Below are 26057 nucleotides of genomic sequence, written 5' to 3'. Positions count from 1 at the left end.
AAAACGTGAATACTTAGAATGATTACAAATACTTATTTTTGCATTTGTGGTAAACTTTTTTGAATAGTGCCACAGAACTTTGAATTAACTAAAATTTAGGACTTCAAAAAAACAAGCACCTTATCTTTACCTTTCAATCGAATTGTTATGCCAACTGACTGTATCGCCTTTAAAGACACCAATTATTTTTCTTCATTAATTTGTGATTACCTAGATGAAAAGAGCGAATTAAAACCATTTTACCACCGCTTTCCGCATTTAGAAAATTTTAAGGCTCAAATAGAAGAAAAGTCTGCTGCTTTTCAAACAGAGTCAAGAACCGTTTTGGTTGATGCTTTAAAACGACAGTATCAAAATCTGGAGAGTTCTCATCTCACCAATGAGCATATCGAAGCATTGGGAGATGCCAAAACCTTTACCATTACTTCGGGACACCAACTTAATTTATTTACAGGGCCACTGTACTTTTTCTATAAAATTGTATCTACCATCAATCTTTGCAAACAACTGAAGGCCGAATATGCCGACTATGATTTTGTTCCTGTTTATTGGATGGCGAGTGAAGACCATGATTTTGAAGAGATTAACTTCTTTAATTTCGACGGAAAGAAAGTACAATGGAATCGAGAGTCTTCTGGTGCCGTAGGAGCATTGGATCTGAAGGGATTGGACGATGTTTTTGAAGTTTTTGGAAATCAACTCAATACTACCGATAACGCTGAAGCTCTAAAGACGCTGTTCCGAAAAGCCTATTTAGAGCAAGACAATTTAACCCAAGCGATGCAGTATTTGGTAAATGCGCTTTTTAAGGATTATGGTTTGGTTATTGTAGATGGGAATGATGGCGAATTAAAGCGCTTGTTTTTACCGCAAACAAAGGCAGAGCTATTAAAGCAGGTTTCTTTTAACAATGTTTCCGAAGCCAACGAACAACTCAATACCTTAGAAGGCAATTATAAGATACAAGTCAACCCAAGGGAAATCAACCTTTTTTATATTAAGGATGGCTTGCGGGAGCGCATTGTAAAAGTTGAAGATAGTTATCAAGTACTCAATTCAGCGATCTCTTGGAGCGAGAGTGAGTTGACGGCACATCTTAATGACAAACCAGAACGATTTTCGCCTAATGTCATCATGCGCCCGCTTTATCAAGAAGTGATTTTACCCAACCTCTGTTATATTGGAGGTGGTGGTGAGTTGGCTTACTGGATGCAACTCAAATCAAACTTTGAGTTTAATGACGTGGTATTCCCCATGCTTTTATTGCGTAATAGCGCTTTGCTCATTACCGCCAAGCAACAAGAAAAATTAGAGAAGCTAGACGTCTCTATTGGAGATTTGTTTTTAAAAACTTCAGCGTTAAGAACAAAAGTGACCAAACAGGTCTCAGAAGTGGATATTGATTTTTCGAAGCAAAAAGCGCATCTAGAACAACAGTTCAAAGACTTATATGCCTTAGCAGAAGAAACCGACAAATCGTTTAAAGGCGCCGTTGCCGCCCAAGAGACCAAACAAATCAAAGGTTTGGAACATTTGGAACAACGCCTGTTAAAAGCACAAAAACGTAAACTTGAAGATTACTTGGCTCGAGTTACAGAACTTCAAAACGCACTGTTTCCCAATGAAAGTTTGCAAGAGCGGCAAATGAACTTCTCCGAATTCTATTTGGAACATGGTGAACATTTGCTTCCGAAACTCATGGAAAAATTAGATCCATTGGCAGGTTGTTTTTCTATTATTGAAGTATAAAAATTCAATCTTTTGTTTTTAAATTATTACAGAAAAGCGCATAAATAGGGAGTTAGTGGTACGAGTAGCTAACTGTTAAATGTTTTCTTAAAATCTTCTTAAAGTATCGTATCAACTCCTTTGTAATTAGTGTTTTATAAAGAATGCCTTTTATCGATTTTTTTAACAGCTTATCTTTTTTTAGCTAGAAATATATACGCTTCGTCGAATATCATACCTGCCTTTTTAAAATTGTTTAGTTATTTGAACAGAGTTACCTCCCTAAAGCATATTTGCAACTGATTAATAGCATAATGCGTTGCTGTTTTGTAACAAATAAAGACCGCAGTTAGCGTGATCAACGGCTTGTGGTTAGATATTAGTTATGGAGCGCTTTAATGTATAACCTTTGCTATTGCAGTGTATTGCGTTAATAACTATCGATGAATAGGTGGTGCCTGTATCTGCTTTTTTAATTTCTTATTATGATTACAAAATTCACAATAAATTTATGTTGTTGTTTTATCAGCAACATTTCAAAATTCAAAAGACCATTATTGATTGGAATATTGAGTTTTAGTTGCTTCATGACCTCTGCTCAATCCCTAGAACAATGCGTAGCTGATATCATTTTATCAGACCCATTAGAACTAGATTCACAAATAAATACAACGGCTTACGGTATATTAGATGGAGTACCATTTACAGTGACATCCTCAACAAGTCTAAATTTTACAGAACTGAGCCCTGGCGATAAAAATAATATAATTAATGAGGGCGATGAAATAGTTGACAATAATGGTAATTCTGTATTTACAAATGATGAGATTAATTACTTATTTGGTACTAACTATGTGAGTAATACTTCACAAGCTACTCGAACAATTACTTTTGATGAACCAGTTATTGATCCTGCATTCTTTCTTTATTCAGTTGGTAAATATCAGCAACCAAGAACGGTGACATTCTTTAGTGATGAAGGAGACGCTACAGGCGGTTTAATATCATCCTTAGAGGTTGTAGCCAAAGATTCTGATATAAATAACGGAACACCAGTTACTTATGTGGTTGGCGAGAATTCAATCACTGCAAACGAAGGAAGGGTAATCGTAAAACTTCCCGGTAGTTATACCTCAATTAGCTTTGATTATGGTGAGTTAAATGGAGGTGTTGCATTCTTTTACTTTGGAAAAGTTATTGATAACTGTATTAGTGACTCAGACGGTGACGGCATCGCAGACGAAGATGACAATTGCCCCGAAACTGCCAACGCCGATCAAGCGGATACCGACGGTGATTTAATTGGAGATGTTTGCGACGACACGCCAAACGGTGATGACGATAACGATGGTGTAGATAATGCAGTAGACAACTGCCCGAACACCCCTAACCCAGATCAGGCAGATGCTGATAGTAATGGAGTAGGCGATGTTTGTGGCGACCAAGATGAATGTCTAAGTTTTAGCGGGGAAAATGATTTCGTTGATTTGGGTAATATTGAAGAAACGAATTTTGGAATAGGGGATTTTACAATTGAGTTTTCAGTAAAAACAGATCAAATGCCAATAGGTTTTCCAGCCGCATTAATTTCTAAGAGAGATGACTGTAATAGCGATAATTTCTGGAATATTAGATTAGCTTCTAATGGAACTTTTTATTATGAGGCTATAGAAGATACCAATTTTACAAATTTTTGCAGTATAAATTCTGTTGCGGCAATTAATGATAATCAATGGCATCATATCGCAGTCGTAAGGGAAGGTAGTAACATTACGCTCATCGTCGACGGAGGTGTCGATGCGGCCGCAAACTGCCAAATTACAAATCTCAATAACGATTATACAGTAAAACTGGGTAAGGACGCCTGCTCAGACACTCCGTTTGGTTACTATTTTGATGGTGAAATTGACAATATTCGGTTTTGGAATATTCCTAGAACTGTTGAAGAAATTTCATCAACACCAAATTTAATGATTGATTATAGCGAGGAAGGACTCATTACCGCTATTAATCAAGGAGATTCCGACAATGATGGAATAGGTAATGCTTGTGATGATGACGACGATAATGACGGAGTTGATGATAATTTAGATAATTGTCCAAATACAATTAACCCAGATCAAATAGATTCAAATAATAATGGAATTGGCGACGTCTGTGATGAGGTAGTATCTCCAGATGGCTGTTATGCTGCCGAGGTGATTGCCTTTGAGCAAGGCCAGAATTCTAACGGTAATGCAGTTGCAGCAAATAGAGGAGATGCTACAACGGCTTTAGGAGAGCCAGACAGATCAAATGCTGCTGGAGGTTTTGTATCCTTAGGGATTAACGGTTATTTGACCTTGCAATTTGCTGGAGCAGTTTACAATGCTGATGGCGATGACATCATGATCTACGAGACTTCATTTTCTGGAGATAATTGCTCAGGAGCTAATGATGAGCGTGCCATGGTAGAAGTGTCCCAAGATGGAACGACCTGGTTCAATGCCGGCGAGATTTGTCGTGATGGTGCTATTGATCTTCAAGGAATTCCTGTGGTATACGTGACTCAAGTTCGAATAACCGATATCACTACAGGTAGTGGAGATGGTTTTGACGTGGATGGTGTTGAGGCATTAAATGGTTGTGAAAACATGCCAAATGACGAGAACGATCTTTGTTATGGTGCTTTTGTTGTGGAAAATAGCTATACGCCAGGTCCTAAAAAGAATGGACAAGCCATTACTGATCCAACGCGTATAGACCCTTCTAAAGCTTTGGGTGAACCAGAGGGTGATGATTCGTTTAACTTTGTATCTCTAGGATACGGTGGTGAGATTACAATCGGGTTTGACGGTGCTGTTCTTAACCAGAGTGGAGCAGATCTAGAAGTGGTAGAGACCACATTCGGATCCCAGGATTTCGATTCTTATGCAGAATCTGCCGATGTGTATGTGTCACAGGATGGAATTAATTTTTTCATGATAGGCTCGGTGATGACAGATGAATCTTCTAGTCTTGACATTTCAAATGCGTCAGTATACCTATCTTACATAACACATGTGAAATTGTTAGATACTACGCCGGGGAACTCAGTCTCAACTGATGGTTTTGATCTTGATGGGATTGTGGCATTGCCAGGTTGTACACTATTGGAAATCACAGAGGGCTCAGCAACAAACCTTAATGAGTTTGCTGCGCTTAGCACAACCGACCAAACATTTGCTAATGTTGAGGTGAAGATGTATCCTGTACCAGCAAGAGATATATTGAACGTGAAACTTCAGAATTATGCTGGAGGTGCTGCATCTTATGAGGTTGTATCTCTAATGGGGCAGACTTTCATTAAAGGATCACTTAAAGCAGCATCTGAATTTAATGTAGATGTCTCTAACCTTTCTAATGGCGCTTACTTCTTGTTGATCCATGCTAATGGTAAGACCATTAATAATAAATTCATAAAGGCTACCAAATAATATTGTAGCAAGTCCATAAGCTTTTGAAAAGACCAACTCATTTGAGTTGGTCTTTTTTTTCAGAACCATCATTTGAAAAAAGTTAATCTCGACATAATAGACTAAAACGAATAATCACTAAGCTTTTAAAGCGGAAGGGATAACTGTTAATAATTCTGACAAAAAATTAAAGCCTTAAAAACGCCGTTCTAAAATCTATCCTTATTTTTGTGCATGCAACACAACAAAGTCCTTATTTTAGATTTTGGCTCGCAATACACCCAGCTTATTGCACGCCGAGTAAGAGAATTGAACATCTATTGTGAGATTCATCCATTCAATAAAATTCCAAAAGATTCAGATAGTTTCAAAGCCGTTATTCTTTCAGGAAGTCCAATTTCCGTAAGGGGAGAAGCGGTACTGCATCCAGATTTAGAAAACATAAGAGGCAAGAAACCTTTATTGGCAGTATGCTATGGTGCCCAGTATTTGGCGCACTTTTCGGGCGGATTGGTAGCAGAATCCAGCACAAGAGAATATGGTCGCGCAAATTTGGCCTATGTGATGGTTGAAGAACCGCTTTTTAAACATATCGATGCCGGCAGCCAAGTTTGGATGAGCCACAGCGATACCATTAAGAAACTTCCTGAAAATTGTAAGCTTATCGCTAGTACAAAAGATGTCGAAAATGCAGCTTATAGTATCGAAGGAGAGCAAACTTACGGTATACAATTTCATCCAGAAGTCTATCACTCTACAGATGGGAAGCAACTTTTGGAGAACTTTTTGGTGCATATTGCTAAAGTAGAACAAGACTGGACCCCACAATCTTTCGTAGAGGAGACGGTTGAAGAGCTACAACAAAAAATTGGTGATGATAAAGTTGTTCTCGGTCTTTCGGGAGGTGTAGACTCTTCAGTATCAGCCATGTTGTTGCATAAAGCAATAGGGAAAAACCTGTATTGTATTTTTGTAAATAATGGTTTACTTCGGAAAAATGAATACCAAGAGGTCTTAAAACAATATGAAGGTATGGGACTCAATGTAAAAGGTGTTGATGCTTCGGCACGCTTTTTGGATGCCTTAAAAGACTTAAGTGATCCTGAACTTAAACGTAAAGCCATTGGGAAAACCTTTATTGAGGTTTTTGATGATGAAGCGCATGATATTGATAATGTCATTTGGTTAGCACAAGGTACCATATATCCTGATGTTATAGAAAGTGTATCGGCAACAGGTGGTCCAAGTGCAACTATAAAGAGTCATCATAATGTTGGGGGATTGCCCGATTTTATGAAGCTGAAAATCGTTGAGCCATTAAAATCCCTATTTAAGGATGAGGTTCGTAGGGTGGGTGCATCTATGGATATGTATCCAGAAATTTTAGGACGCCATCCATTCCCTGGTCCAGGTTTGGCAATCCGGATTTTAGGAGACATTACCGCCGAGAAAGTACGCATCTTACAAGAAGTAGATGCAGTTTTTATTGATAATTTGAAATCTTGGAACCTCTACGATAAAGTCTGGCAGGCAGGAGCCATCCTATTACCAGTGAATAGTGTTGGTGTTATGGGAGATGAGCGTACCTACGAAAAATGCGTGGCTTTGAGAGCTGTTGAAAGTACAGATGGAATGACGGCAGATTGGGTGAATTTACCTTATGAGTTTTTGCAAAAAACATCTAACGAGATAATAAATAGAGTAAAAGGCGTTAATAGAGTAGTATATGACATTAGCTCAAAACCGCCAGCAACCATTGAGTGGGAGTAATTTTATAAAATGAGCAACCGCGGTGGTGCATTAGGCTTAAAGAAAATGATTTTGTTATAGATAAAAAAGTCTTCTCAATACTTGAGAAGTCTTTTTTATCTAAAATAAGTATCAATACCAACGTTTTATTGGAGTCAATTTTCATTAAGTTGATAAAATGAATACATTATAGAGTTTCCGAAAAAAAAGGAAACATCAAAATATATTTTGAATGAAAAAAATTATAGCGATCATCGTACTTTTATTTTTTGGCTTTGTGGCCTTTGCTCAAGAGTATAGAACTCATAAAGTCAAAAAAGAGGAAACTATTGAAAGTATTGCCAAGAAATATAAAGTCACTCCTTTTGATCTATACGCACTAAATCCAGATGCAAAAAAAGGATTAAAGCCAGATACGGTTTTGATCATTCCAAAAATAGGTAAGATTGATGTTGATGTTGAGCCCGAGGAAACTAAGGAATTGATTGGTTTTAAGAAGCACAGGGTAAGTCGTAAAGAGACTTTGTACAGTCTATCTAAAGAATATAATGTCACTATTGATGAAATTAAAAAACACAATAAACGCTTGTATTCTGAAAATCTTCGGAAAGGCGACAAAATTGAAATTCCTAGGTACAAGACCGTAGAAAGCGTTGTTTCTCTAGAAAATACTATCAAAAAATACAAAGTTCAACCTAAGGAAGGCAAGTGGCGCGTTGCTTATAAGTTTGGAATTACGGTACCAGAATTAGAAGCGCTTAATCCAAATATGGATGCTGTTTTGCAACCAGGTCAGCAACTTAACGTACCTAATATTGAACCCAGTAAAGAGAAATTGGTAGAAGAAAGCTTTAACTATTATACCGTTTTAAAGAGTGAAGGTTATATGGCACTCAATAGAAAATTAGGGGTTACTCAAGAGCAGCTTGAAGCCTTAAATCCAGAGCTTAAAGTAGACGGCTTAAAACTGGGAATGGTTATTAAAATACCTGGTGATGCGAGAACGACCTTGTTGGTCAATAATGTGCCAAGTACCGATTTAACCAAGAATCTTAAAAATTTAAAGCCTAAAAACATCGCCTTGATGTTGCCTTTTAAAACCAATAAGATTGATGTAGACTCTATAGAGGCTACAAAAAAAGCAATAAGAACCGATGGATTTCTTTCAGTCTCACTAGACTTTCATGCTGGTGTTCTTATGGCATTGGATTCTGCAAAACAGCTTGGTATTTCTACCAATCTTAAAGTGTTTGACACTAAGAACCAGTCTTCGGAAATTTCAAAGATATTACGTGAAAATGATTTTACGAGATACGATGCTGTCATCGGACCTTTATTAACCGAAAATTTCGATGCTGTGGCCTCGGCCTTAAAAACGGATAGCATCCCGGTGTTGTCCCCGTTGACCATGCCTAAAAACCTCTATGGCAATGTGTTTCAAACCATTCCTTCTAATGAGCTATTAGAGCAGACCATTATCAATTACGTAAAGTCTGATTCATTATCTCGACGTATGATTATTGTTTCAGATTCAAAAAACAAAGCCATTAGTGATCGTTTGAAAACCGAATTTCCAGAGGCGAAACAGGTCTTTTCTAGAAAAAACAAGGAGGGTCAAGAGGCTTATTTTATTTATCAAACAGATTTATTAAATGCGATTGGGAAAGGTCGAAACATTGTGTTTTTAGAAACCAAAAATGAAGGTTTTGCTTCAAACGTTATTAGTATGATCAATGGTATGACTACTGATAATAATGAGATTATTTTAATGACCACCAATAAAAACAAAGCATTTGAAGGAAAGGAAATTTCTAATTATCATTTGTCTAATTTAAAATTTCATTATCCATCTCCAAATAGAACTACAGATGTGTCGACGGCGAGCAATGCTTTTGTAAGGGCTTATAGAAGGATTTATAATGTGAGTCCTAATAAATATGGCGTAAGAGGTTTTGACTTAACGTTTGACCTGTTATTGCGTTTATCTTATGGAGAGAACCTTTACAAATCATCGCCCAACACCTTAGAGACCGAATATGTAGAGAATAAATTTCGATATAGTAAAAAACCATTTGGTGGCTATTATAATGAAGCGGTTTATATCGTGAAATATGATAATATGACCATTATTGAAGCAAAATTATGACCTCAAAAGTAACTTATCTCGGCAATCTAAGAACCGAAAGCACGCATTTGAAATCGGGTAACAGTTTTTTGACTGATGCACCAACAGACAATAACGGCAAAGGGGAAGCATTCTCACCCACAGATACGGTAGCTACAGGTTTAGCGAGTTGTATGTTGACCGTAATGGGGATCAAAGCTCAAGATTTGGGTCTTGACATGACGGGCACCAACGCAGAGGTGACCAAAACTATGGCTAGTAATCCAAGGCGGATCTCTAAGATAGAAGTTGTAGTGACATTTCCTTTTGAGGCCGATGCTAAGAGTAAAACAATTTTAGAAAGAACGGCAAATACCTGTCCTGTACATTACAGCCTTCATCCAGAAATTGAAAAAGTCATTGTATTTAACTGGAATTAATGTTCAGACATGTAGTAATTATTCTTTTAATGCTCATTGGCTTTCCAGAACAGGAAGTTACCATGTCTTGGAATCGCGATAAAAAACTAGCTTGGGATGATTTTCAAGGCGAAGTACCATCAGAAACAGATGAGGCGGCGCTTACGGCTTCAGGAATTACGTTTTCATTTGCTCTGCAACAATCTAACGATCGGTTTGTAAGCTTCGAGAGCACCGTAGACGCTCATTTTTATCCTAAAAAATCTTGGTACATTACCGGTAGGGCAGATGCCCATATTTTATCTCATGAGCAGTTACACTTTGATATTACAGAGTTACATGTAAGACGCTTACGTCATAAAATTTCTAAACTAAACGTATCTCAGAATATACGAGAGGAGTTGAGGAGTTTACATGAGGTGGCTAATAAGGAATTAGCTGAAATGCAACAACTTTACGATTCGCAAAGCGATCATTCTATAAACCACGACCAACAAAGCTTTTGGAACAAAAAGGTGGAAAACGACCTTAAAACCTATGAGGCTTTTGCTTCAAAATAAAATGCTACAACCCGATAAGAATTTCCTAATCAAATTGGCCCATACCAAAATGCCCTATGGTAAATTTGAGGGTCGTTATATCATAGATTTACCAGAGCACTATGTGGTTTGGTACCACAGCAAAGGTTTTCCAAAAGGGCAATTGGGAGATATGCTCAATCAGGTTTATGAGCTTAAATTAAATGGGCTTGAAAGTTTAATCTGGGATATCAAAAAGCGATACCCTAAACCTTAGGTTCTTATAAATACCACAACGCCCAATACATCAATCCAAATTGAAGGGGGAGGCGTAAGAGTAAAATCCATTTCGGGATTCCCGCAGCAGCTTTTTCACTAGAGAGCATGTAAACGTGTACCAACAAAAATACTGCAAGCATCGCTATAATGGCGTAAATTGAAAATGCTTTTAAAACCGGAATGCACAAAGCGATACCCAAAATAATTTCTGCAATACCACTTAATATCACTAAAAGTTTAGGGTTTGGTAAATACCTGGGCATGATGCGCAGGTACATTTTTGGTTTTATAAAATGCATGGCGCCAGCAAATATATACATTGCTGCCATGAGGTAAAGGTGCCAGGGATTATTCATCTTTGTATGCGTTATAGTTAATACCAACACCGTAATTATTAAGTCCTGATCTTAAAAGGCTAGACTCAATGCCATTGCCCTCTTTAAATTGCACCCAATTATTGCCGTTGATAAAGACACGTTTTATAAAGGTACGGTGCCCATTCATTTCATCTGTAAATGGGAGCAGAGGTCTAAAGTTAGTGGGTATTTTAATGATGCCTCCAGTTTTCGATTTAATTTCTTTATACTTTTTGTTGGGAAGCAGTTTTCCTTGATCATCAGTATAACCTAAAACTTGCAGCGATACAAAGAAACCGTCATCGGGTATAAAAAGGTCATGCTCATTGACATCCAGTTCAAACTCATCTCCGTTTTTTTCAGTAGCTACAAAAACAATGTTGCTATAGGTCAACACCTCTCCTGGATGGCCACTATCATTTTTATAAAACTTTACCTTAAATAATGTTGAAAATGGTCTTTTATCGGCATTAGATCTTTTACGCTTTTCCCAATCACGAGACTCCAGTGTAATAGGAAATAGAACGGATGTAATTTTCTTTAACTGTTCATTTCCGTTAGGAAAAAATACGGCAATTTCGCTTTCAATTGTGGGTAACCAACAGCTGTAATAATCATCATCTAAGTAGGGCTCTAAGGTTTCTTTTTTGAACTTTCTATCCATTTTGGCACTTACCACGATTTCATCTAACTTATCTGCCTCGGCACGTAATACAATGGTTTTCGGTAAATTTTCTGTTGAAATATTTAAATCCTTAAAGCCTAGGGCAGAAATATATAAAGAGTCAACATCCTTGTATAGTTTTTTCGTGAAATAAAATTTCCCATCATCATCTGCAAAAATACCTTGCCCATCACCAAAGGAAATGGTAGCGTAGCTTACTGGATATTTTGTTTCGCCATCAATAATTTGCGTTTGTGCAAATGAGATGCTGATGAATAGGTAAATGAATAAGGGGCATAATAATTTCATAACTAGGCTTTGTTTTTAGAAATCCAAGCGTTGATATTGTCTTCTAATACGGCTAATGGGAGGCAACCATTTTTTAATATTTCATTGTGAAATTGTGCGATGTTAAAGTTGTCTCCTAACGCTTTTTCGGCTTTGGCACGTAGCGCTATTATTTTTAATTGCCCTATTTTATAGGATAATGCTTGCCCGCCATTGGCCATGTAACGTTCAATTTCCGACGTAATACTTGCTACACTTTCGGCCTCATTTTTCATGGAGTATTTGATCGCTTCTTCTCTAGTCCAGCCTTTGCTATGCAAACCTGTATCTACAACCAATCGGATAGCTCGGTGCATCTCGGCACTCAACATACCAAAATATTGATATGGATCTGTATAAAGGCCAAGTTCTTTTCCAAGAGATTCACTATAAAGTGCCCAACCTTCACCATAGGCGCTATACCATAAGGTTTTTCTGAATTTTGGTAAAGATTTGTTTTCTTGCTGAAGGGATATTTGGTAATGATGTCCAGGGATGGCCTCATGTAAAAATAGGGATTCATCAGAAAAAATATTGTAAGATGATGGGTCTGGAACAGGAACATAAAAAATACCAGGACGCTTACCATCTACAGAACCTGGGTTGTACTCTGCACTTGCAGAGTTTTCTCTAAAAGCTTCCGTTTGGCGCACCTCAAAAGGCGTGTTCGGTTTTAAATCAAAAAGCCTATTGATTTGAGGCTTCATGATCTCATGGATTTTATTGAAATGATCAATAACTTCAGCAGCTGATTTAAAAGGCATTAATTTTTCGTTGTTACGAACATAGTCAAAAAAGGCGGTGATATCGCCTTCAAAGCCAACTTCGGTCTTTACCTTTTCCATTTCAGATAAAATACGTTTCACTTCTTTGAGTCCTAATTGATGAATCTCATCGGCACTCATATTGGTAGTGGTGTAAAGTTTAATTTGATGTTCATAAAAAGCTTTACCGTTTGGTGTGTCTGCAATACCGCTAGTGCTTCGGCCAGCGTCTAAATACTCGGTACTCATAAAATCGAGAAGTTTAGTATAGGCAGGAATAATGGCTTCTTTAATTTTCCTCTCGTAAGCTTCCTTTAATCGCTTTTGATCTTCTTGACTAAAGTCCTCAGGAAAATTTCGAACCGGGGCATAAAACAAATGCTCGTCTAAATTTGTGGTGGTCATGGCCTCCAATTGAGGGAGCACTTTAATAATTAGAGATTTAGGCAAGACATTTTGGGTAGCCATGCCTTCTTTCATTTTAGCTTCGGCAGAATCCATCCAATCCAAATAGCCATCTAATCTTTTAAGCCAGTTTTCATAGTCTGTAACTGTTTCAAACGGTTGGGAGCTTGCACCACTAGCCAATTGGCCAATATTGAGCTGCAAGGTCCACATTTGATTGATAGGGGTAAGATCTTGATCAAACTGAAGCCCCTCTAAGTTAATATCACATTCCCAATTTAAAATGGTCTTACTCATTTTTTGAGTGTTAGAAAGATTCTCGTCATCAAAAGCATTCACTTTCTCTTTGTAGTTTTTATAATAAGATTCTAAATCACTTTTGTACGCATTAGATAAAAAATTGGGCATATAATCATTATAGCGATTGTCTCCCTCCGCTGTTGCCATTAATGGATTGAGCTTTAAGCCTGCCTCGTAATAATTATTTAGTAACTCGTCAAATTCTGCATTGTTTTCGATATCTGCAGTTTCTGGAGTCTTTTCAGTTTTGTCATTTTTGCATGAAGTAATAGTGAGAAGGACTAAGGCAAGGATTAAGAATTGTTTCATGAGAAGATATGTTTTATTTCAAGTCCTTAAAGATACATATTCTATAAAATTTAGAACAAAAAAAGCTGCCAATGATGAGTTGGCAGCTTAGAGCATTATTTTTAAAAGAGACTATGCTTTATCCAAATTTTTGGTCATATGAAAGCCTACAAAAAGCCCCAAACCAGCCATAAAGAATATGGTTGCAGGATATACCGCCTCATTGTCTAAAGTGGTATAGGTATCTAATAAGCTTGCTAAAAAGACACCAATACCAATGCCCATTAATAATAGAGCGAGGTTAAGAATAATAACCTTCCAAATGGGAGCGGTGTGTTGCCTTCCTTTCATAAAGATACTGGCATCTGCACCTTTTTCAATTAGTGCTAGGCGTTCTTTGTTCCTTGTAGATAAATACAGGTAAAAGATACCGAAGATGGCTAAAAATAAGCTGATGGGTATTAAGATTCCTTCCATAATAGTGTGTTTTAAGTGTTCGCTTTTTAATTGATTACATTTATGTGTTCAAAGCTTATGACGCTGTGTTTCTGATTTAGGTTACAACTTTCGGTAAAAAAAAATAAATCTTATTTTCTGTAACCTTATGAAAGCAATGTTCGTCTTACTTTGAAATGACCATCAACCAAGATCAAATACGCATCCAAAAAATACAGCAAGGCGAGACACAAGTTTTTGCTGAACTTGTTGATGACTATAAAGATTTGGTCTTTACATTGGCCATTAGAATGTTGAAAAATAGGGAAGAGGCTGAGGAAGTTGCACAAGATACATTTATGAAAGCTTATAGCTCTTTAGACCGATTTAAAGGAGATTCAAAATTTTCAACTTGGCTCTATCGTATTGCCTATAATACGAGTTTAGATAGAATAAAGAAAAACAAGAAGTTTTTAAAAGAAGTTGCAATCAACGAATTCACAGAGCATGAAGTTAAAACAGTAGGCACTGTTTTAGATGACATGATAACGGAAGAAAAGAATGAGGTGATACAACAGAGTATCGCAAAATTACCTAGTGATGATAGCGCACTGATGACCTTATATTATTTTGATGATTTATCTTTGAATGAATTATCTGAAGTGTTAGATCTATCGACCAATACCATAAAAGTAAGATTATTTAGATGCCGAAAGAAGTTGGCTACTATTTTAAAAACAGCATTAGAACCAGAACTCATCACATATTATGAAAGAGAACGCAGATAAAAGCTTAGATGATTTGGCACGAAAAGTCATGGGAACCTCAAACTTAGAGCGGACTTCTTTTGATTTTACACAACAGGTCATGTCACACATTCAGTCTTTAAATACCTCAAAGGCCTTTGTGTACCAGCCGCTAATTTCAAAACGGGTTTGGGCAATCTTAGGGGTGCTATTGGTATTTGTTTTTGGTTACGTTTGGAAATCTTCTTCGGAAGGTATGATGGAGCCTAGCCATAATCTTACAGTAGATTATAACATCATAGAACGTGTAAGTGCATTGTTTACCCAGTTTCAAGTATCGTACATTACTATTTACGCCGTGCTCTTATTTTGCGGAATGCTCTATATCCAAATTCCGCTTTTAAAAGCCTATAGACATAAACAGGATACAAAATCCTAAACCATTAACCGAGTTTAGGCGGTTTTTTGTTCTAAAATGACATTTTCATCAGTTTGAGGGTCTTGATGCATTTGTTTAAGAGTTTTCTCCTCTTGCATTTTTTTACGCATTTGCTTTATGGTAAGCGTACTGCCGTCATGACTCCAACCTGGAGGGCCAAAAGCATACATGAACTTATGTCTCCAATCTGGAGATTTTTTCATGTCTTGCCATATATCCTTATACTCATGTGTCAATATCACTAAAGGGTTATAAGAGTTTGGCGGTTTAGTTACACCGTATTCGATATCGATGGATTCGTCTAAAGGTTTCCATGTTCCGAAAATCTTATCAAAGATGTTAAGAAATCCGCCATGATTTTTATCCATGTACTCAATGTTTTTGGCGTGATGTACTTGGTGCATGGTATGCGTATTGAACACTTTTTCTACGATGCCCAATTTAGGCACGTAAACCGAGTGCAATTGAAATTGCCATAAAGCCTCAATACCGAGACAGACCACAACCATTTCTGGTGGGAAACCAATAATTGGCAACCAAACATAAAAAAAAGGCTTGTAAAATATGGTAAACCATCCATTTCGAACAGCGGTACCGAGATTAAAATTATCAGAAGAGTGGTGAACGATATGTGCCGCCCATAAAAAACGCACCATGTGGTTTTGTCTATGGAACCAATAATACGTAAAATCATCTAAAAACTGGCAAGCTAGCCATACATACCAAGCATATCCAAAAGACTTCCAACCCATAATATTTGTTCTTATTCCGTCAACCTCTGGGTTAAAAACATCGTATAAGAAATTAAAAATGACAATAGCTGAAACGGTTTTTATAAGTGCCGCAATAATTGAAGAGCCTACGCCCATGGTAAGGCTAGATCCTAAATCTTTCCAATCGTATAGATTTTTCTTTTCGTGATCGTGCGCCTTGCTATAAGTAAGCTCTAATAAAATGAGTCCCAAAAAACAAGGAACACCATAAACCAGAGGGTTAGTGAAATCCATAAATTGATGTACTTGAAATCAGTTAAGTTCGTCAACTTTTGACGTGAAGTCTGGAAAGATAACTTTTTTGACCCAAATTATAGAATCTGTAGTGTTATTTGTGAGTTAACTAAAAGTTCTGGCTAATGATTTAGAACCGAAGTTTTGACGTAAATGAAAGAAGGATGCATGATTTTAGAGCTAAGATGCTCTTCAATCTATAGATCTTATAATCAATACCAACGCTTCTTTTTCTTTTTAGAAGCTTCGCTTTTTCGACCCTTTTTATATTTACTGCCCTGTCTTTTATGAACTATTGGTTTCTCTTTAGGATCAAGAGGGTAAGGATGCTCCTGTTCCACAGGAATTTGAACATTGATTAAATGCTCAATTTTTTTGATATACGACTTTTCATCTGCAGAGCAAAAAGAATAAGCCATTCCAAAAAAACCAGCTCGTCCAGTTCTACCAATACGGTGTACGTAAGTTTCGGGAACGCTAGGAAGATCAAAGTTAACCACTGCATCCAGTTGATCAATATCGATACCTCTTGCAGCAACGTCTGTAGCAATCAAAATCTTGACCATTCCGTTTTTAAATTTACCAAGTGCAGTTTGACGTTCGGCCTGTGTACGGTCACCATGGAGACGCTCTACGAGATATCCATTTTTGGTTAAGGTTTGTTCTAATTTATCAACACCAAATTTGGTACGTCTAAAAATCAGGATATTGCCCTTAATTGTATTACGGAGTAAGTGGAGGCAAAGTTCTATTTTATTTCTTTTAGGAACATAAAATAATAATTGCTCTACGTTTACCGCGGCTGATGACGTTGGGGTCACTTCAATACGTTCGGGAGCCTTTAAAATATCTTTTGCCAATTCTTCTACCTTGTAGGGCATTGTAGCAGAGAATAACAAGTTTTGTTTGGTTTCAGGGCACAGACGTTCAATTTTTTTAACATCATCTATAAATCCCATATCCAACATAAGATCTGCCTCGTCTAGTACTAAAATCTCAACGTGATCTAAGTTAATAGCGTCTTGTTTGTGTAAATCTAAAAGACGTCCTGGAGTAGCTACGACAATATCAACACCTTTAGTTAATATTTCAATTTGAGGTTCTATGCCTACACCTCCAAAAATCACGGTAGATCTTAGATTGGTATAAGCACCGTACGTTTTGAAGTTTTTACCAATTTGTAGAGCAAGTTCTCGAGTAGGGCTTATAACCAACGCCTTTACTGTCTTACCTTTTTTAGGGGCATCTTGCTTGTCATACAGTAACTGTAAAATGGGCAGAGCAAATGCAGCCGTCTTTCCTGTACCTGTTTGAGCAGAGGTGATCACATCCTTTCTATCTAAAACCATGGGGATGGTTAATTCTTGAACTAATGTAGGGTTATCATACCCAGCATCGGCTACAGCCTTTAATAAGGGTTTGTTGAGTTTTAGATCTTTGAATGACATGTAATACTAAGGCTTTCTAAATTAATGTTGTTCTCGTCAAGATAGCAATTATAAACATAAGGACGACTCATGTTAAGAAATGCCTATTATTTTTATGCAAAAAAAGCAATGTTATTCATCCTTATGAAGGGACCACATCTCCGTAGAGATCAAAATCCTCTGCTTCTGTAACTTTTATAGTCGTGAATTCTCCTGTTTTCAAATAGGTGTTTGAGGCATCAATCAACACTTCATTGTCTACATCTGGAGAGTCAAACTCGGTACGGCCCACAAAATAATTGCCTTCTTTTCTATCGATAACTACTTTAAACTCATGACCAATTTTGGCTTGATTGAGCTCCCAAGAGATTTGAGACTGTATTTCCATGATCTGGTTGGCGCGATCCATTTTAACAGCTTCAGGAACATCATCTTCTAAATTATAAGCATGGGTGTTTTCTTCATGAGAATAAGTGAAACAGCCCAAGCGCTCAAAACGCATATCTTTAACCCATTGTTTTAGGGTTTGAAAATCTTCCTCAGTTTCTCCAGGATATCCAACAATCAAGGTGGTTCTAATGGTCATTTCAGGAACTTTCGCTCTAAATTGCTCCAAAAGCTTTGTTGTTTTTTCCTTTGTGGTACCACGACGCATACTCTTTAAAATAGAGTCGGAAATATGCTGAAGTGGGATATCAATATAATTACAGACTTTTGGTTCGCGTTTCATAACATCTAACACATCCATAGGAAAGCCCGTTGGAAAGGCATAATGCAAACGAATCCATTCAATCCCGTCAACCTTAACCAAATGCTCTAATAATTCGGCTAGGTTTCTTTTTTTGTAGATATCTAACCCGTAATAGGTTAAATCCTGAGCAATTAAGATAAGTTCCTTGACGCCATTGGCCGCCAATTTTTCTGCTTCGGTCACTAAATCTTCAATTGGCGTACTCTTGTGTTTACCGCGCATTAAAGGAATAGCACAAAAACTGCAAGGTCGATCACAACCTTCCGCAATTTTCAAATACGCATAATTTTTTGGAGTGGTCGTTAAACGTTCTCCAATAAGCTCGTGTTTGTAATCTGCACCCAGTGCTTTTAGAAGTTGCGGTAATTCTGTAGTACCAAAATATTGATCTACGTTAGGGATTTCCTTTTGTAAGTCGGGTTTATAGCGCTCACTTAAACAGCCTGTAACAAACACCTTATCTACTTCGCCAGCTTCCTTCTTCTGCATGAATTCTAAAATAGTGTTCACACTTTCTTCCTTGGCATTGTTGATAAAACCACAAGTGTTTATCACAACAACATTACCATCCTGCTCATGCACAACGTCCTTGCCACTAGCTTTTAATTGGCCCATCAAGACTTCGCTATCATAGACGTTTTTGCTGCAACCAAGTGTGACAACGTTGATTCTATTCTTTTTAAGTGACTTTGTTCTCATATGCTCTCCTTTGTGAACCAGAATTTATAAGGTTGACACGCTTAATATTTAAAGCTTGCAAAGATACAGAATGCAATGTGATATATTTGTTTTCAAAGCGTTAAACCTTTTATAGCTGAAATGGTCTAATTCAAAACCACGTTTTATGAGAAATCTAACGTCTATCATTTGTTTGCTCAGTACGTTCTGCCTGTTAAATTGTTCTCCTGATGAGCCTAGTATCGCTCAGGAAACGCCACTTGAATTATATTATCCGCCACTTGATCCTAATTTGGAATGGGACACAAAACCCATAGCAGATCTGGATTGGAACCAAAACGAACTGCAGCCCCTACTAAATTTCTTAGAGGGAAAAAACACCAAAGGATTTTTAATGCTGCACCGTGGTAAAATCGTTGAAGGGACTGAAGTTTATATGAATGGACATACAGCAAATGCATTGTGGTATTGGGCAAGTGCAGGTAAAACATTGACCACAGCAGTTTCAGGAATTGCACAAGATGAAGGGTTTTTGGATATTAACTCTAAAGTGTCTGATTATTTAGGAACGGGATGGACAAGTGCGCCATTAGAAAAGGAAAATCTCATTACTTGCAAAAATTTATTGTCCATGAATTCTGGATTAGATGATGGGTTAGGAGACAATGTGTCTGCTCAAAACCTTCATTATCTTGCCGATCCCGGCTCGCGTTGGGCTTATCATAATGTTTATGTCAAATTACAGGATGTTATTGCAGAGGCTACTAACCAGTCTTTTGAAACTTATTTTACTGATAAATTAAAAAATAGAATTGGTATGAATGGCGCATGGATTCCAAGCAATGATTTTAGCGTCTATTTTAGTAATACTCGCAGTATGGCACGTTTCGGATTGCTTGTTTCTGCCAAGGGTGTTTGGGAAAATGATCAGATCATTTCCGAAGCATTTATGACCGATGCTACAAATACCTCCCAACAAATCAATAAGGCTTATGGCTATCTCTGGTGGCTTAATGGCAAAGCAACGTATCATTTACCTCAGAGTCAATTTGAGTTTCAAGGGGAGCTTATCCCTAATGCTCCTAGTGACATGTACTGTGCTTTAGGCAGAGATGATCAAAAACTATACATCGTGCCTAGTAAAAATCTTGTGATTGTTAGAATGGGGGAAGCAGCCGATGGTGCAAACTTTGCATTATCTAACTTTGATAATGAACTTTGGTCTTACATTAATGCCTTGACCAATTAATTGTAATTTTTAGGTAACTCTCTCATATTTGAAGCCTCTTCATAAGCATAACCCCACTGTAAGAGTGATTTTTCACTTTCTGGTGTTGTTATAAAAGTAAGTCCCTCGGGTACACCTTGGGAGTTATAGCCCATAGGCACGGTTAAGGCTGGATACTCCGCCACGGCAGCTTCAGCAGCATGATAGTTGTTAATAGAAATAATACCGTCAAGATTTTGAGCCTTGAACGGAACATCAAAAAAGCGTTTTCCGTTAGATTTTAAAACGTTCTTTATGGCATCAAATTCTTCTTTTGTGGCAGAATCCTCAGCAACACCTATAAAAAGATTTTGACCGTAGGGCATAATATTTAAACTATCTGTTTCATTATAGAGCATGATGTCTTCTAGCGAGTTGAACTTGAGTTCATCATCAGCATATTCTGAAAAGTAATTGGCCAGATCCACTTTCATGTCGAGATTCAATAATCTCAAAAAATCAGGCAAATCTACTTTTTCTTCGGAAATCACTATCACTTCGGCGCCTTGGGCTTTAAGCACATTCAGTGCATTAGCGTAAAGGGTATCTGTCATTAATTCTTTAAAGGCACCAAAACGTTTTCCTTTGAGGTCTCCTTTAGAGAGATCTTCATAATAGTTTTTAACGGTCAAATTCTGTTCAATAGACTTAAAATCTGCTGCATCGTAACCCTTCATTGCATCAAGCACGATGGCGTTATCAATGACTGTTCTTGTAATTGGGCCAGGGGTATCTAAGGTTGAAGAGATGGGAACAATGCCAGTTCGGCTTAAAAGCCCGATTGTTGGTTTGAGTCCCACTACAGAATTTTGACTAGCAGGAGAAAGTATAGAGCCCGCAGTTTCACTACCTACAGCTGCAGCACAAAAATTGGCTGCTACGGCCACACCGCTTCCTGAGCTAGAACCACCAGTATCTATTGTTTTTCGACCGTAAGGATTTAGGGTTTGTCCGCCAACAGCACTATAACCGCTAGGACAATCGCCACAGAAAAAATAGGCCCATTCACTCAAATTCGCTTTTCCTAGAATAAGAGCTCCGTTATTAACCAGCTGTTTAGTAATAAAAGCGTCATTTGTATTATTTTTTTGAAGTGCGACAGCACCAGCTGAAGTTGGCATTGCAGCAGTGTTGATATTATCTTTAAGCAAAATGGGCATTCCAAAAATAGGATGTTTGTCTTGTTTGTTTGGGGCCTCTTTGTCTTTTTGAATGGCCTCATTAATCACGTTAGGATTGACAGAAATCACAGAATTTAAGGACAATTCGTTGTTTCTATCGAAGGTTTTAATGCGATACAAATAAAATTTGGTCAAGACCTCATAGCTTAATTTCCCTTCGGAAATATGCTTTTGAAGAGTAGGGATGTCTTGCTCGAGGATTAGCGGTTTTAAGGATTCATATTTTTCTACAGAAAAATCACTCATCTCATCGTTAAGCGCTTCCCAAAGCTCATTGGGATTTATGTATTTTGAATCTAATATCTTGAATTCGCGAAAATCCTTAGTAGATACCGCACTAGTATCTGCGGTACTTTGATTTTTTGAAGTCTTGGTATTTTCTTCGGAATTCTTACAGCCAAGCAGCGTTAATACGGCCAAGAAAAATAACGTTCTCATAGTTTCATATTTCAATAAAAATAAGAAAAAGTAAGAGGACTGAAACCTTAGTAAGAAAGAAAAGCTATATTAAATTGAAGAGGATAGCATCTGCTATTTGAAAAAAGAATCTACAAACTCATATTTATTAAATACTTGTAAATCTTCAATGCCTTCGCCAACGCCAATGTATTTAACAGGAATTTTAAATTGATCACTAATTCCTATAACAACGCCACCTTTAGCGGTACCATCTAATTTTGTAACGGCCAAGGAGGTGACTTCGGTTGCGGCTGTAAATTGTTTGGCTTGTTCAAAAGCATTTTGACCTGTAGAACCGTCTAATACCAGGAGCACATCGTGTGGCGCATCGCCAACTACTTTTTGCATCACTCGTTTTACTTTGCTCAACTCGTTCATTAAATTGACCTTGTTGTGTAAACGTCCTGCCGTATCAATAATGATCACATCGGCTTCTAGTTTTACTCCAGATTTTAGAGCATCAAAGGCAACACTGGCTGGATCACTTCCCATATCTTGGCGAATCATTGGCACATCAACGCGGTCTGCCCAAACCTGTAATTGGTCAATTGCAGCAGCTCTAAAGGTGTCTGCAGCGCCTAGAACCACTTTAAGGCCTTTCTTTTTAAATTGATAGGCGAGTTTACCTATAGTCGTTGTTTTGCCAACACCATTAACGCCAACAACCATTAAAACGTAGGGCGTTTTAGTGCCATCGGCAGCATTATTTGCTAAGGTGGGTATAGAGAATTGAGTTTCTTCTCCAGAATTTGTCTCAGAAAGCAGACCGGCAATCTCCTCTCTTAAAATTTTATTAAGTTCTGACGTACCTAAGTATTTGTCCTTGGCAACACGATCTTCAATACGTGTGATAACTTTTAAAGTCGTGTTTACGCCAACGTCACTCGTGACTAAAATTTCTTCAAGATTATCCAGAACGTCATCATCAACTTTAGTTTTTCCGGCAACCGCTTTATTAAATTTAGTAAAGAAGGACGTTTTGGACTTTTCAAGTCCTTTGTCTAAGGTCTCTTTTTTTTCCGAAGAAAATATTTTTTTAAAAAAACTCATGGTGTTGTCTCAAGTTAATGCCGATTTTGCCAAGGCTAAAGGGCTTGATAGTATGTAAAGTCCATAGCAAGTATCAAACCGAAACCGAGGGTCTGCTACTTTGGCAGTAGCTTTATCAAATATAGACATAAAAAAACTGCTTTCAAATAATGAAAGCAGTCTGTAAATAGATTAAAAACCTATTTATTTTCTTTTTAAAAAATCATCGACAAACTCTGGTGCCATTACCGACTCAACAAACATGTAAGCACCAGTTTTAGGTGATTTTACCATTTTGATAGCTTTAGTAAGTCTTTTTGATCCTGTTTGTAATGATGCTACTGATTTCTTTGCCATGACGCTTTATTTTGTAATTGGGTATTATTTAATCTCTTTGTGAACAGTCATACGCTTTAAGATAGGATTAAATTTCTTAATCTCCATTCTTTCTGGCGTGTTCTTCTTGTTCTTTGTAGTAATGTAACGTGAAGTTCCTGGTTGTCCAGACTCTTTATGTTCGGTACACTCCAAAATTACCTGTATTCTATTTCCTCTTTTTGCCATTGTAAACTTATTTTATATTGTGTTTAACTCCTATAAGATTAGGAGAAAACCGCATCTTAATTAAAGCTAATTACTTAAAAAATCCTTTAGCTCTTGCTTCTTTTAGAGCGGCAGAGATGCCAATTTTGTTGATGGTTTTCAACGCAGAGGTTGATACCTTTAGCGTAATCCATTTATCTTCTTCAGGAATATAAAAACGTTTTTTGATTAAATTGGCATCAAATTTACGCTTTGTTTTATTCATTGCATGCGATACGTTGTTTCCAACCATCGCTTTCTTCCCTGTAAGTTCACAAACTCTTGACATGTCTCTATGACTTTATTATTGTTATTATTCTGTTCCTTTATGCTGTTTCCAAAGCCTCAACCGAATATTAAAATACAATTCAGTTCTGTAATTTAAAAAAACGACATGGATATTTTAAAACAGGCTGCAAATTTAGTAAAACTTTACTTTATCAACAAACTAAAAGACTCACTTTTTTAAAATTTCTTTATGGAGCATTTCAAAGGCCTTTGTCGCTGCTTTATTAATGACCTTAACTCTATGATTACCAAAGCTAAATCGTTCTGAAAAGACACCGTTGGGAGTGGCAATGGCAATAAAGACAATTCCTAAATCTTCTTCGGTCTCGTCTAATGTGGGTCCTGCATTGCCTGTGGTGGCGATGGCATAATCGGTATTGAATAGTTTAGCAGCATTAATGGCCATGGCTTCTGCAACCTCCTTGCTCACTACCGAATGGTCTTTTATAATTACTTCGGAAACTTGAAGGACGTTGACCTTGCTCTCTCTTGTGTACGCTACAACGCTACCCTTAAAATAGTTTGAGGCGCCTGGATTTGCTGTAAAACGCTCGGCAATCATGCCTCCTGTACAGCTTTCGGCAGTTGCTACAGTGTTGTTTAACTCGGTAAGCATCTTGCCTATAACGGCCTCAATGGATATATCTTCTTCAAATCCTGCAAAAATATCTTGTATTTGTGGCAGTAGGAGTTGTGTTTGATGTTGCATTTCGGCCTCAATTGCCTTTCGGTCCATACCTTTGGCAGATAGTCTTAAACGTACACGGCCTAAACTTGGTAAATATGCCAATTTGATAAACGCAGGAAGTTCGTTTTCAAAGTCTTCTATACGCTCAGCTAAGCTGCTTTCTCCCATACCGTAGGTCAAAAACGTTTTATGCTGAATAAAAGGAAACTGAAAGCGCTCTATTAATCTGGGGATCACTTCATCTGTAATCAGGGCCTTCATTTCGTAGGGGACTCCTGGTAACGAAATAAAGACATTTTTATCCTTTTCAAGCCACATCCCGGGAGCACTTCCAAACTTGTTCATCAAAACTTCGCACTTAGAAGGCACCAATGCTTGATCTATATTGACCTGCATCAATGGTTTTTTGACATGATGCTCCCAAAGATGTTCAATGTTTTGTCTTACAGAAACATTTTCTTCTAAGGTATCGTCAAAATAATGGGCAATGGTTTTTTTGGTGATATCGTCCTTCGTGGGTCCTAATCCACCTGTGATAATGATGATATTGGCATTGCTTTCGGCTTCTTTAAAAGCTTTAAGAATGTGATCTCTATCATCTTGTACCGAAGTAATTTGATATACGGAAACCCCAATTTTGCTGAGTTCCTTGGCTATAAAAGCCGAATTGGAATCTACAATCTGACCAATGAGAATTTCATCACCAATGGTAATAATTTCTGCAAGCATGGATTATAAATTGAAATCTTCCTTAAGTTCTGCGGAAGCATTTTGAACAGCATTGAGTACCAATTGTAATTCGTTACTACAATCTTCTTCTGTTTTTTTTAATTTACCCCAATCTTGAACGACAATGAGATGATCTAATACACCGAGTTCAAAAAGATCGATGGTAGGTTTCATTTTATGCGCCGCCTGATATGTGGTTTCATAGTCTTTATTTGCTACAGCATTTTTAAGTCGATCTGCATCTTCAGGAACTTCTTCTAGAAATGCCTCAGCAAGAGCCTTCACGAAATCTTCATCGTTATCTGCCAACTCGCGTACTCTAAATAATTTATAATTATTTTCCATTTATTTAACTCTAATTGAAAACATCTGTTTGTTTTCTATAAACCCCGTCAGGCTATCATTTATATTCACTTTGCCAACACCAGACGGCGTGCCCGTAAAGATAATGTCTCCAATCTTTAAAGTAAAATATTTTGAAACATATTCGATAATTTCATCAATCTTCCACAGCATTAGGCTAGTATTGCCTTGTTGAACAATAGTTCCGTTTCGTTCTAAACTAAAATCAATCTTGTTCATGTCAGTAAATTCAGACTTTGGAAGCCAATCGCCAATCACCGCAGCGCCATCAAAACCTTTAGCTTTTTCCCAAGGCAATCCTTTTGCTTTTAATTGCGCCTGTAAATCGCGTGCCGTAAAATCAATACCCAAACCAATTTCATCGTAATAGTTTTTTGCAAATTTTTTATCAATGTGCTTTCCTACTTTTTTGATCTTAACCAAAATTTCAACCTCATGGTGTACATCATCTGAAAAATCTGGAATAAAAAAAGGCTGCTTTTTAAGAAGTATGGCCGTATCTGGTTTGAGAAAAACCACCGGATCTGTTGGTCTTTCATTCTCGAGCTCTTTAATGTGATCTGTATAATTACGACCGATGCAAATGAGTTTCATAGATTTGATCAATCCTGCGGAAACAGGACTCTTTATTTAAATGTTATCTTTAATACGCT

General features: G+C 37.3%; 25 protein-coding genes. 10 read left to right on the top strand and 15 right to left on the bottom strand.

The window, feature by feature from the left end:
• Positions 1-147: 147 nt before the first annotated feature.
• The 7 genes from bshC to P176_RS0102820 all read left to right on the top strand — a co-directional run bounded on the left by bshC (position 148) and on the right by P176_RS0102820 (position 10229).
• Positions 148-1749, top strand: coding sequence for a bacillithiol biosynthesis cysteine-adding enzyme BshC (gene bshC / locus P176_RS0102850; RefSeq protein WP_026753280.1), 1602 nt, complete (start codon positions 148-150; stop codon positions 1747-1749).
• Positions 1750-2285: 536 nt separating this feature from the next.
• Entirely contained in the window at positions 2286-5183 is a 2898-nt protein-coding gene (locus P176_RS20645; protein WP_231481167.1) for a thrombospondin type 3 repeat-containing protein, read from the top strand.
• Positions 5184-5396: 213 nt separating this feature from the next.
• A complete protein-coding gene (guaA, locus tag P176_RS0102840; protein WP_026753278.1) occupies positions 5397-6932 on the top strand; it encodes a glutamine-hydrolyzing GMP synthase in 1536 nt (511 codons plus the stop codon).
• Positions 6933-7143: 211 nt separating this feature from the next.
• A complete protein-coding gene (locus P176_RS0102835; protein ID WP_026753277.1) occupies positions 7144-9057 on the top strand; it encodes a LysM peptidoglycan-binding domain-containing protein in 1914 nt (637 codons plus the stop codon).
• A complete protein-coding gene (locus P176_RS0102830; protein ID WP_026753276.1) occupies positions 9054-9455 on the top strand; it encodes an OsmC family protein in 402 nt (133 codons plus the stop codon). The genes P176_RS0102835 and P176_RS0102830 overlap by 4 nt, the downstream gene beginning before the upstream one ends.
• Positions 9455-9994 (top strand): hypothetical protein, encoded by a 540-nt coding sequence (locus P176_RS0102825; RefSeq protein ID WP_026753275.1) that lies wholly within the window; start codon positions 9455-9457, stop codon positions 9992-9994. Before P176_RS0102830 ends, P176_RS0102825 begins: the two co-directional genes overlap by 1 nt.
• A gap of 1 nt (position 9995) precedes the next feature.
• A complete protein-coding gene (locus P176_RS0102820; protein WP_026753274.1) occupies positions 9996-10229 on the top strand; it encodes a DUF3820 family protein in 234 nt (77 codons plus the stop codon).
• 4 nt (positions 10230-10233) lie between these two features.
• On the opposite strand, the gene P176_RS0102815 is transcribed toward P176_RS0102820, so the two are convergent.
• The 4 genes from P176_RS0102815 to P176_RS0102800 all read right to left on the bottom strand — a co-directional run bounded on the left by P176_RS0102815 (position 10234) and on the right by P176_RS0102800 (position 13812).
• On the bottom strand, positions 10234-10587 hold the full coding sequence (locus P176_RS0102815) for a MauE/DoxX family redox-associated membrane protein (protein WP_026753273.1): 354 nt from the start codon (positions 10585-10587) through the stop codon (positions 10234-10236).
• The gene (locus P176_RS0102810) at positions 10580-11560 is read right to left on the bottom strand and encodes a hypothetical protein (RefSeq protein ID WP_026753272.1); all 981 of its coding nucleotides are present in this window, start codon (positions 11558-11560) and stop codon (positions 10580-10582) included. Before P176_RS0102810 ends, P176_RS0102815 begins: the two co-directional genes overlap by 8 nt.
• Before the next feature lie 2 nt (positions 11561-11562).
• Entirely contained in the window at positions 11563-13356 is a 1794-nt protein-coding gene (locus tag P176_RS0102805; RefSeq protein ID WP_026753271.1) for a DUF885 family protein, read from the bottom strand.
• 111 nt (positions 13357-13467) lie between these two features.
• Positions 13468-13812, bottom strand: coding sequence for a DUF6249 domain-containing protein (locus P176_RS0102800; protein WP_037348658.1), 345 nt, complete (start codon positions 13810-13812; stop codon positions 13468-13470).
• A 155-nt stretch (positions 13813-13967) separates the two neighbouring features.
• Between P176_RS0102800 and P176_RS0102795 the strand changes: the two genes are divergently transcribed.
• Together P176_RS0102795 and P176_RS0102790 are read left to right on the top strand one after the other, a co-directional pair.
• Entirely contained in the window at positions 13968-14558 is a 591-nt protein-coding gene (locus P176_RS0102795) for an RNA polymerase sigma factor (RefSeq protein WP_026753269.1), read from the top strand.
• Entirely contained in the window at positions 14539-14955 is a 417-nt protein-coding gene (locus tag P176_RS0102790; RefSeq protein ID WP_026753268.1) for a hypothetical protein, read from the top strand. The genes P176_RS0102795 and P176_RS0102790 overlap by 20 nt, the downstream gene beginning before the upstream one ends.
• 14 nt (positions 14956-14969) lie before the next feature.
• Here the strand turns inward: P176_RS0102790 and P176_RS18880 are convergent, their stop codons facing one another.
• From P176_RS18880 to rimO, 3 genes are all read right to left on the bottom strand, one after another.
• Positions 14970-15962, bottom strand: a complete 993-nt coding sequence (locus P176_RS18880; RefSeq protein WP_051605380.1) for a sterol desaturase family protein — start codon at positions 15960-15962, stop codon at positions 14970-14972.
• Positions 15963-16174: 212 nt separating this feature from the next.
• Complete coding sequence (locus P176_RS0102780) at positions 16175-17410, bottom strand: DEAD/DEAH box helicase (RefSeq protein ID WP_026753267.1); 1236 nt, start codon at positions 17408-17410, stop codon at positions 16175-16177.
• 121 nt (positions 17411-17531) lie between these two features.
• Positions 17532-18839, bottom strand: coding sequence for a 30S ribosomal protein S12 methylthiotransferase RimO (rimO, locus tag P176_RS0102775; protein ID WP_026753266.1), 1308 nt, complete (start codon positions 18837-18839; stop codon positions 17532-17534).
• Positions 18840-18984: 145 nt separating this feature from the next.
• Between rimO and P176_RS0102770 the strand changes: the two genes are divergently transcribed.
• Complete coding sequence (locus tag P176_RS0102770; RefSeq protein ID WP_026753265.1) at positions 18985-20067, top strand: serine hydrolase; 1083 nt, start codon at positions 18985-18987, stop codon at positions 20065-20067.
• Here the strand turns inward: P176_RS0102770 and P176_RS0102765 are convergent.
• The 8 genes from P176_RS0102765 to P176_RS0102730 all read right to left on the bottom strand — a co-directional run bounded on the left by P176_RS0102765 (position 20064) and on the right by P176_RS0102730 (position 25998).
• Positions 20064-21704, bottom strand: a complete 1641-nt coding sequence (locus tag P176_RS0102765; protein ID WP_026753264.1) for an amidase family protein — start codon at positions 21702-21704, stop codon at positions 20064-20066. The two genes, P176_RS0102770 and P176_RS0102765, sit on opposite strands and share 4 nt — an antisense overlap.
• Before the next feature lie 93 nt (positions 21705-21797).
• Entirely contained in the window at positions 21798-22775 is a 978-nt protein-coding gene (ftsY, locus tag P176_RS0102760) for a signal recognition particle-docking protein FtsY (RefSeq protein ID WP_026753263.1), read from the bottom strand.
• Positions 22776-22958: 183 nt separating this feature from the next.
• Positions 22959-23111, bottom strand: a complete 153-nt coding sequence (locus tag P176_RS20195; protein WP_081820662.1) for a DUF4295 domain-containing protein — start codon at positions 23109-23111, stop codon at positions 22959-22961.
• Positions 23112-23135: 24 nt separating this feature from the next.
• Positions 23136-23318: a 50S ribosomal protein L33 gene (gene rpmG, locus P176_RS0102750; RefSeq protein WP_026753262.1), complete on the bottom strand. Its 183-nt coding sequence runs from the start codon at positions 23316-23318 to the stop codon at positions 23136-23138.
• Between the two features lie 70 nt (positions 23319-23388).
• Positions 23389-23625, bottom strand: coding sequence for a 50S ribosomal protein L28 (gene rpmB, locus P176_RS0102745; protein WP_026753261.1), 237 nt, complete (start codon positions 23623-23625; stop codon positions 23389-23391).
• A gap of 168 nt (positions 23626-23793) precedes the next feature.
• On the bottom strand, positions 23794-25041 hold the full coding sequence (locus P176_RS0102740) for a competence/damage-inducible protein A (protein ID WP_026753260.1): 1248 nt from the start codon (positions 25039-25041) through the stop codon (positions 23794-23796).
• 3 nt (positions 25042-25044) lie between these two features.
• A complete protein-coding gene (locus P176_RS0102735) occupies positions 25045-25386 on the bottom strand; it encodes a hypothetical protein (RefSeq protein WP_026753259.1) in 342 nt (113 codons plus the stop codon).
• Positions 25387-25998 carry a fumarylacetoacetate hydrolase family protein gene (locus P176_RS0102730; protein ID WP_026753258.1) on the bottom strand — a complete coding sequence of 204 codons (612 nt, stop codon included), beginning with the start codon at positions 25996-25998 and terminating at the stop codon, positions 25387-25389.
• Between the last annotated feature and the right edge of the window lie 59 nt (positions 25999-26057).

It is taken from the genome of Sediminibacter sp. Hel_I_10, from assembly GCF_000688335.1.
Lineage (GTDB): Bacteria > Bacteroidota > Bacteroidia > Flavobacteriales > Flavobacteriaceae > Psychroserpens.
Note: the sequence above shows the minus strand (reverse complement) of the source record. Positions and strands in the feature narration are given on the sequence as shown.